10 protein-coding genes and 1 pseudogene are annotated in these 8,355 nt (G+C 29.2%); 3 read left to right on the forward strand and 8 right to left on the reverse strand.

Translation table 11 applies throughout. The annotated features are described in order from the left end of the window. Positions 1 to 26: 26 nt before the first annotated feature. Positions 27 to 239, forward strand: a complete 213-nt coding sequence (locus B2217_RS07945; protein WP_180906652.1) for a hypothetical protein — start codon at positions 27 to 29, stop codon at positions 237 to 239. Positions 240 to 297: 58 nt separating this feature from the next. Here B2217_RS07945 and B2217_RS07950 read toward each other — a convergent pair whose 3' ends face one another. Together B2217_RS07950 and lpdA are read right to left on the reverse strand one after the other, a co-directional pair. Further along, positions 298 to 1,113 (reverse strand): T9SS type A sorting domain-containing protein, encoded by an 816-nt coding sequence (locus B2217_RS07950; RefSeq protein WP_180906651.1) that lies wholly within the window; start codon positions 1,111 to 1,113, stop codon positions 298 to 300. Positions 1,114 to 1,248: 135 nt separating this feature from the next. Beyond that, positions 1,249 to 2,640: a dihydrolipoyl dehydrogenase gene (lpdA, locus tag B2217_RS07955; RefSeq protein WP_180906650.1), complete on the reverse strand. Its 1,392-nt coding sequence runs from the start codon at positions 2,638 to 2,640 to the stop codon at positions 1,249 to 1,251. A gap of 90 nt (positions 2,641 to 2,730) precedes the next feature. On the opposite strand from lpdA, the gene B2217_RS07960 reads away from it, so the two are divergent. Further along, complete coding sequence (locus tag B2217_RS07960) at positions 2,731 to 3,078, forward strand: hypothetical protein (protein WP_180906649.1); 348 nt, start codon at positions 2,731 to 2,733, stop codon at positions 3,076 to 3,078. 27 nt (positions 3,079 to 3,105) lie between these two features. Here the strand turns inward: B2217_RS07960 and B2217_RS07965 are convergent, their stop codons facing one another. Further along, on the reverse strand, positions 3,106 to 3,303 hold the full coding sequence (locus B2217_RS07965; protein ID WP_038335852.1) for a hypothetical protein: 198 nt from the start codon (positions 3,301 to 3,303) through the stop codon (positions 3,106 to 3,108). 107 nt (positions 3,304 to 3,410) lie between these two features. Between B2217_RS07965 and B2217_RS07970 the strand changes: the two genes are divergently transcribed. Then, the gene (locus tag B2217_RS07970) at positions 3,411 to 4,025 is read left to right on the forward strand and encodes an alpha-ketoglutarate-dependent dioxygenase AlkB family protein (protein WP_180906648.1); all 615 of its coding nucleotides are present in this window, start codon (positions 3,411 to 3,413) and stop codon (positions 4,023 to 4,025) included. On the opposite strand, the gene B2217_RS07975 is transcribed toward B2217_RS07970, so the two are convergent. The 5 genes and pseudogenes from B2217_RS07975 to B2217_RS07995 form a co-directional block, all read right to left on the reverse strand. Further along, positions 4,026 to 4,562: a hypothetical protein gene (locus tag B2217_RS07975; protein WP_180906647.1), complete on the reverse strand. Its 537-nt coding sequence runs from the start codon at positions 4,560 to 4,562 to the stop codon at positions 4,026 to 4,028. It lies immediately after the preceding gene. Positions 4,563 to 4,665: 103 nt separating this feature from the next. Continuing rightward, positions 4,666 to 5,412, reverse strand: coding sequence for a M15 family metallopeptidase (locus tag B2217_RS07980; protein ID WP_236688214.1), 747 nt, complete (start codon positions 5,410 to 5,412; stop codon positions 4,666 to 4,668). A gap of 739 nt (positions 5,413 to 6,151) precedes the next feature. Further along, complete coding sequence (locus B2217_RS07985) at positions 6,152 to 7,522, reverse strand: hypothetical protein (protein WP_180906646.1); 1,371 nt, start codon at positions 7,520 to 7,522, stop codon at positions 6,152 to 6,154. Between the two features lie 3 nt (positions 7,523 to 7,525). Further along, the gene (locus B2217_RS07990; RefSeq protein ID WP_180906645.1) at positions 7,526 to 7,981 is read right to left on the reverse strand and encodes a hypothetical protein; all 456 of its coding nucleotides are present in this window, start codon (positions 7,979 to 7,981) and stop codon (positions 7,526 to 7,528) included. Positions 7,982 to 7,991: 10 nt separating this feature from the next. Continuing rightward, positions 7,992 to 8,355: pseudogene (locus tag B2217_RS07995) on the reverse strand (hypothetical protein); the annotation flags it as partial.

The raw sequence follows: 8,355 nt of genomic DNA on the forward strand, positions 1-8,355 counted from the left end.
TAAATTTGAGTCTAAATTGTAAAGTTATGAGCGAATTGAAATTCAAAACAAATATAAATTGTGACAGCTGTATCAAATCTGTAAAACCTTTTTTGGACGAAGCTGTAGGTAAAGACAATTGGAAAGTTGATACTTCTGATGAACGAAAAGTACTGACTGTGACAACAACCGAAGATGAAGAAGAAGTTGTAGAAGCTGTGACAGATGCAGGTTTTAAGATTCAGAAATTAGAAGAATAAATAAAAGCGATTCAGTAAACTGAATCGCTTTTTTGTTAGATTAAGAATATATTCTTTCTTATTTTTTTACTACTTTTTGAGTAGAAGATTTTCCGTTAGAAGTAGTTTTAACTACATACGTCCCTTTAACTAATGAAGAAACATCTACATTTTGAACACCTTTAACTTCGAAAGATTTTACCAATTGTCCGTTAATATTGTAAACTTCTACAATTGTTTTATCTTTTACATTGAAAGAAGCTGTATTTGTCCATAATGTATTAGAAACTGCTTTAGTAGAAGTTAAATCATATACATTCATATTAACATCCCATAATTGAATGTTATCAATATCCAATGCATAAGCAGCATCTTTACCTACTTTTAAAGCAAAAAAGTCTTTTGTTAAATCAGCAACATTTAAATCTTTTTTATCAGATAAATCCAATGTTACCTTTACCCAATTTCCTTTTGTATCAATAACACCTGTATATTGATTACTTGCAGATGAAGAAATTTTTGAATCTGAAGATAAATCTCCTACATTATATGCGTAATATCCTCCATCACTTTTATATACATTTAATGATAAAGTTTTCCCTGATGTTCCTTTAACCCAAAAAGTAATTTCTTTTGGTTGAGTAGAAACAGTACCTCCTAATAATGATGTAAAAACATAATCATTTGCAGTTGGCGTTGTTGTAATATTTAAAGAATTAGATCCATTAACACCTTTACCAACTCCCTGAACAGCATACGATTTAAGACCGAATTTATTAACTCCTGTAGTAAACTTAGCCCAATCTTCAAAATCAGACCCAGGGATTGCGTTTACTTGAGCAAAAGATAATGTTGATAATGCAGCAACTGCTACTAAAGAATAGAATTTTTTCATATTGTATTTTTTTAATTATTTCTATAAAGATAATTAAAAAACTAAATGAAAACATATCTGTTATAAAATTAACGATTTGGTAAAATAAAAAAGCAGCCAAAAGGCTGCTTCAACTATAAATTTTAATTTTATTTCTTAGATATGAATTGCATGTCCATATGCATCTTCTACCGCTTCCATAATAGCTTCTGCCATTGTCGGGTGAGCGTGTACAGATTTCATAATTTCATGAGCTGTAGTCTCTAATTTACGTGCAACAACTGCCTCAGCAATCATTTCAGTTACTCCATCACCAATCATATGACATCCCAACCATTCACCGTATTTCGCATCAAAAACAACTTTTACGAATCCATCAGCAGCTCCATTTGCAACAGCTTTTCCGTTTGCAGAGAATGGGAATTTACCAACTTTCACTTCGTAACCTGCTTCTTTAGCTTTTGCTTCTGTAAGCCCAACAGACGCAATTTCTGGTGAACAATATGTACAACCTGGAATATTTCCGTAGTCGATTGGTTCTACTTTTTCACCAGCAATATGCTCAACACATAAAATACCTTGTGCAGATGCTAAGTGTGCTAAATCTGCTCCTTTTACAACATCACCAATTGCATAATATCCTTTTACAGATGTTTCACAAAAATCATTGATAACAATTTTACCTCTTTCAGTTGCAATACCAACTTCTTCAAGACCGATATTTTCTGTATTTGGAACAACACCAACAGCAGATAAAACAACTTCAGCTTCGATGATTTCTTCACCTTTAGCAGTTTTAATTGTTGCTTTTACTAAATCTCCAGTTGTATCAACTCCTGTAACTTCTGCATTTGTTAAGATATTGATTCCAGATTTTTTAAGAGATAGTTGTAATTGTTTCGAAATATCTTCATCTTCAACATTTACAATGCGTGGTAAAAACTCTACAATTGTCACTTTTGTTCCTAATGTATTGTAGAAATGAGCAAACTCAACTCCAATCGCTCCAGAACCTACAACAATCATTGATTTTGGTTGTTTTTCCATTGCTAATGCACCACGGTAACCAATTACTTTTTTACCATCTTGTGGTAAAGCTGGTAACTCGCGAGAACGTGCACCTGTTGCAATAATTATATTTTCTGAAGATAATTCACTAACAGAACCATCTGCTGCAGTAACTTTTACTTTTTTTCCTGGTAAAACTTTTGCTTCACCTTGAATTACTTCAATTTTGTTCTTCTTCATTAAGAATTGAACACCTTTACTCATACGATCCGCCACTCCTCTACTACGAGAAACAACATTTCCAAATTCGAATGAAATATCTGAAGGTAAGTTAATTCCAAAATCTTCTGCATGATTTAAGTATTTGAATACTTGAGCAGATTTTAATAAAGCTTTTGTAGGAATACATCCCCAGTTAAGGCAGATTCCACCTAATTCAGCTTTTTCTACGATTGCTACTTTTTTACCTAATTGTGCTGCTCTAATTGCTGCAACGTATCCTCCAGGACCACTTCCAATAACTATAATGTCGTAACTCATTTTTTCCATAATTTGAATGCTAATTTAATAATTATAACCCGAAAAAAAAGGAATTCCTTAAAATAGATTAAAATTTCTTACTTTTGCACTGTGAAAATATTCTTTGAAAATTACGCTGACGACTTACAGGTCGAAACTGAATTACCTTTAGAAGGTAGTTTATCACAAGCTATTGAGATTTTTCATAACCTACCTGATTATGACGGAAGTTATATTGGTTTGATGAATCAAGATGGGAATACTGTTCAGATTTCGAAATATGATCGATTTTTATTTTTAGTAGAAATCCCTGTTTATCAAGAACAAGCTTCATATTCAGTATTATTTACTTATTTTCAAGTAATGCAATTATTAGAAGATTTATACAAAGGATTTGATCCTTATAACATAAAAGGACTAAAATTTGAACAGTATTTAAATCAAAAAGCAACGAAATAATCGTTGCTTTTTGATTAATACTATGTATTAATTCGCTAAATCAGTATATTTTTTTCTTGACTTTTTCAAACGAATTAATACATAAATTAAAGAGATTACAGAAATTGTAAACGTAGTATTCAATAATAAATCTGCAGATTCAAATTCTAAAATCTTAGTAAAACCAGCAATCACAACTAAAATAAAACTAAATACATAAATAAAAAATGGGTGTCTAACATTCATTTCTATTATTTTTTAACTTAAACTTAACATTGATAAAAATAAAAATAATTTTATAATTTCCAAATTATTTATCATCAATCAAATAAAATTTAACATAACTTAGTTCCATGGATCTTTTTAACGATTTATTTGAGGAACAAGAAAATCTACTTCCTAAAGATGGAACTGTAAATTATTTTGGGCAAATTATGAGTGACGAGGAAGCGCATCATTATTATTCTGTTTTATTAAATGAAATTGAATGGAAGAATGATCAAGCGATAATATTTAGAAAATTAATCGAAACTAAACGAAAAATTGCTTGGTACGGAGATTTTCCATTTGCGTATACCTATTCCAAAATCACTAAAACAGCTTTACCTTGGACTGATACTTTACTTGAATTAAAAAAATTAGCTGAGAAAAAAACAGGCGAAACTTATAATTCTTGTTTGGTAAATTTATATCACGATGGTTCCGAAGGAATGGCTTGGCACAGCGATGGCGAAAAACAATTGAAACGTCATGGCGCAATTGCGTCGCTTAGTTTTGGTGCTGAACGTAAATTTGGTTTTAAACACAAAGAAACAAAAGAAGTAATTGCTTTAAATCTTGCAAGTGGGAGTTTATTGGTAATGAAAAATGAAACGCAAGATTATTGGCTGCATCGCTTACCTCCTACTAAAAAAGTAAATTCGCCACGAATTAATCTAACATTCAGAACAATCGATTTGGAGCAATAATTATTTTTGCTTGGAGATTTCAACTTTATAAAAAGTCAAACTTTGTTGATTAAATTTATTCAGAAATGCATCATTAAAATCATTCAAAGAAATAACATCCAAATCAATTTTGGTTTTTAACGTTGGTAAAGCAATCACTTTATTTGATGATTTATCCAAACTATTCCATTTCGCAATAAACTCTTTTGTAGCTGTAATAAAAGTTGATTCGCCATTTTCTTTCGAATAATCATCCGAAACTATTGAACGTTTTATAGCAGATAATTCAATCTTTTTTGTCTGACGATTGTATCGAAAATAAGATGTAAACAAAACATCTCCTATTTTATTGATAATCTTAAAACCTTTCTTTGTTTCTTCAATTTTCGCATTGCGATCCAATTCATGAAAAGCTAAACTACTCTGCTTTTTATATTCGGTATCAGAAAGTAAAAACTCTATTTTATTCGTTTCAAAATTAATCGAAACCTTGTCAAACTTTCCATCGCCGTCCAAATCTTTCACAATCGATTGTTTTGCAAAAGTCAGTAGACTCATGCTCAAAAACAACGATATGAAAAATATTAACCTCATCAGAAAGTATAATGTTTTAATTTTTATCTAAAGATACCACAAAAAAAGCTCCAAAAAGGAGCTTTAACTATTTAATAACAGGATTTATATCCAAAATATTTTCTTTTCTATATTTTTCGATAAAATCATCTGTAAAATTTTCGCTTCCTAACAATTTATTTTCTTGCAAAACTTTTTTGATATCTAGCTTTTTGTAGGCTTGTAACATCGGTTCAGAAATCGCTTTGTACGTAAAATGCCACGGTTCATATTTGAATCCTTTTCTCGCTGAATTATCCGTGTACACCAAATAAAAACCATATTTCGAAGCGTTTTCATCTAACCAAAGCTTAAACTTATGCATTGATCCTCCTTCATTAAAATGTTTCTCATTCAACGGATCTGCTGGTATTCCACGCGTTCCATCTATAATATCCAAATCAGTTCCCCAGTGGTGACGAGAAGTTCCTGGAATGGTAGAATATTCAATAATCTTTTCGATGTTTTCTTTCGCTGCAATTTTTTTCGCCTGATTCGCTTTATACTTACGCTCCCAAATTCCATTTTGGTAAGTATAATTTCTATAACTCGAAATCACTTGTATTTTAAAGCCTGCTTTTTGCGCATCAGCTTTCATTAATTCAAATTGTTTTGCAACTTCTGGCAATAATTTATACCCATTCCCCACCATCGTAGGATTTCCTTTACCAATCAATTCAGCGGTTGTAAAAGCAGGTAAAATAGTATCTGTTTCTTCTGGTGTTTGATCGCTGCTACCGAAAGCACAACCAGCATTTAGCATAAAAGCAAGTAAAATTAAATAAGAAAATTTCATAATATTAAATTGAGACATTATGGTAGGTATTAGATTTTGGTTTATTTTTATCAAAATTAAAAACATTACTCTTAATAATTTGATAATTAACACTTTATAAATGTTAAAATTTGTAGGGGTGAGATTTAGGGTTAATCATGGTTCTCACTCTATTTCTATAACAAATATAAGAATAAGTTTATACATAAATAAAGCCGTGAAATAAGATTTTTATTCCACGGCTCAAAAACCTCTTAATCTTGACTATATGAATTCAGTCTATACTAAATTAATTACTAAAATTTCAATAGTCGGTTGTTAAATACTTTTAAAAATTTTATTAAAAATTAATTTATTAATTATGATTGTAACTAATAAACTTGGTATCATAAAAAATAATTTATTACAAAATAAATCTCCATCATAAGACATTACAATTATTTTAGTATAAAACTGTGAAGTAAATAATAATACTAAACAGTTTACACAAAAGACTGATACAACTGATACCATATAAATTCTAAAAACTGGAGAATTTACTTTTGATTGCAGAATTAAATAAAATATTACTGGCGAAAACAAATATAGAAGATAATAGTAATCAATAAATAATAATCCAATTGGACTAAGTAATAATTGAAGAATAAAGTCTTTAAAAATAAAGAAATCTGTTTTTACAAAAATAAATATATTATAAAATAAAATATAAAAAATACAATATAAATATATATGTAAAAGAAATAATAAAATTATGTTTAATTTATTTTGCTTCATACTTTCTTATTATTTTTTTATATTTCTCTAAAAGATAACCGTTTTTATCTACCTTACCGTAAAAAGGTGAATTTTTGTCTTTTATTGTTGGTTTATGCTTATCTAACCAAAGCATTAACATAGGTAAATCTATTCTAAATTGAGGATCTGTTACTTTTCCATTCCAAGGATCATCAAATTCAGGTGTAACTCTATTAAAAATACCCGTAGCTCCATGCCATCCACTTTGACCATCTTTATCAGCCATATTTTGAAATTTTTCAATTGTATTTTTTGAAACTTTTGCGTAAATAGGTAAAGCTACAGAACCTTGTTCGTGTTGAACAAATGATAAATCCCACTTATATGCTTTATCAAATGTATCTAAAGGACTATTTTTATACTTGCCATAAAACAAATCATAGAATTGTGTTATAGCATAATCGCATATCCCTATATTTAATTCATTCAAGATTATTTCAACATCGTTAGAAACAAATGCACTACCTCCATCAACAATATTCAAAGCATCAACTAATTTATACGCACCTTTTAACCAGCGTGTCTTATGTTTAGATTGCGCAACTTTTTCTTTAAGTAATCCATAAAAATCTGCAATTTGTGAAAATGGAGCTATTACTCCTTGTAATTTATGCTCTACAATGTACATACATGCATTTTTCCAAGTATCGTTTTTACTTTTTCGGTCTTTAGTCAACCAACAACCATTTTGTAATTTTGTATTACCAGTAGCAAGTTCATAAAAATCTAAATCCGGAAATTCACCATATTTTACTGCTTCAGCTGTACGAGATCCATTAGTTAGAAAATCATAAAGAGTTTCAAAATAATTTACCCCAATTAATGTTTCTTTTGGTAAAAATATTTTTATTTTACCATTATCAATACTAATATAAGTTGATGAAATATTTTTATTATTAAATTTTTCAAGCTCAGCTTTAGACAAAGTATCTTTTTTTATATTACTACAATTAGCTTTATTTTTTTTTGTATAATCGGAGTATTCTTTACTATATCTTACGTCTATTGATGAAAATATTTTCCCACCTATAAAAATTCTTGATCTTGTAACTAAAGCATATGGATTAGTATATGGATCATATTCAATACTATCTTTTAAACGATTTTTTTTCCTTATCTGATACAAAAATTTCACTAATTCTGTTTCAACTTTATTAACACCGAATGTGCTATCAGGAGAAGCATCTTCTTTTAGAAAAAGAAATTCTTCATCCATAAAAGGCATAAAAGCAACACCTAGGTTCATGCAAACAGGTTCGTCTAAAATATCGATAGAAGCATTTAAATGTGTTACATCTTCTCCGTTTATATCAATTACTGTTAATGTTCTTGCCATAATCTAAGCCAATTGAGAATTAAGATGAGTTAATTTATCGTAATACGTTATTTCTTGTAGTATAGCTTCATTGTTTGCATCAACAAAACCCATTAATTGGATATTATTTTCTCCATCTTCAGCTACAGTTAAATAAACAACTTCACCTACATCATAGTTTTTAGTTGAAACTTTTAACGTTAACAAATCACCTCTTTTTGCAGTATCTATTTGCTTGTTTTCGCTATCTAACCAAACAACATTGGTAATTGTTTTCTCTTCTGGAGCTTCATAATTTCCATGTACTATACCTTTTTCAATTCCATTCGAAACAATTTTTTTATTTGAATTGAAAGACAAATTTTCTTTAGTCGAAACAATAGAAATTTTATCAGCAATATTATTTATTTCTCCTGCATAAATAAAATGTCTATTCTTTATTTTGATCGTAATATTTTTTGCTATTTTTATGATTGCCATTCCTAGAAAATTAATGATTATTACTTTTTTCTCCACTATTCATAAAAACAGTTTTTGCACTTTGAATTAATATATCTTCTTCTGAACTAGATGCTGTTATTTTCTTTGCTATGACATCAGATACAGAAGAACGAGTTGTATAATTCTCATCAATCATTTCGGTTTTATTATTAGAAAATTCTTGTATATTTCCAGTAGCATTCAAACTATAATCTACACCAGCAGTTGTCACAATATTCTTTCCAACCGAATTAGTTTGATTATTACCAATAGTATTACTTTGATCTTGTCCAACCGAAGTATTCATATTTTCTGTAACATTGAAATTCATGTTTTTTGCAGTAAATGTCATTGTTTCAGGAGCGGTAATATTG

The organism is Empedobacter sp. UBA7620, from assembly GCF_002484185.1.
Lineage (GTDB): Bacteria > Bacteroidota > Bacteroidia > Flavobacteriales > Weeksellaceae > Empedobacter > Empedobacter falsenii_C.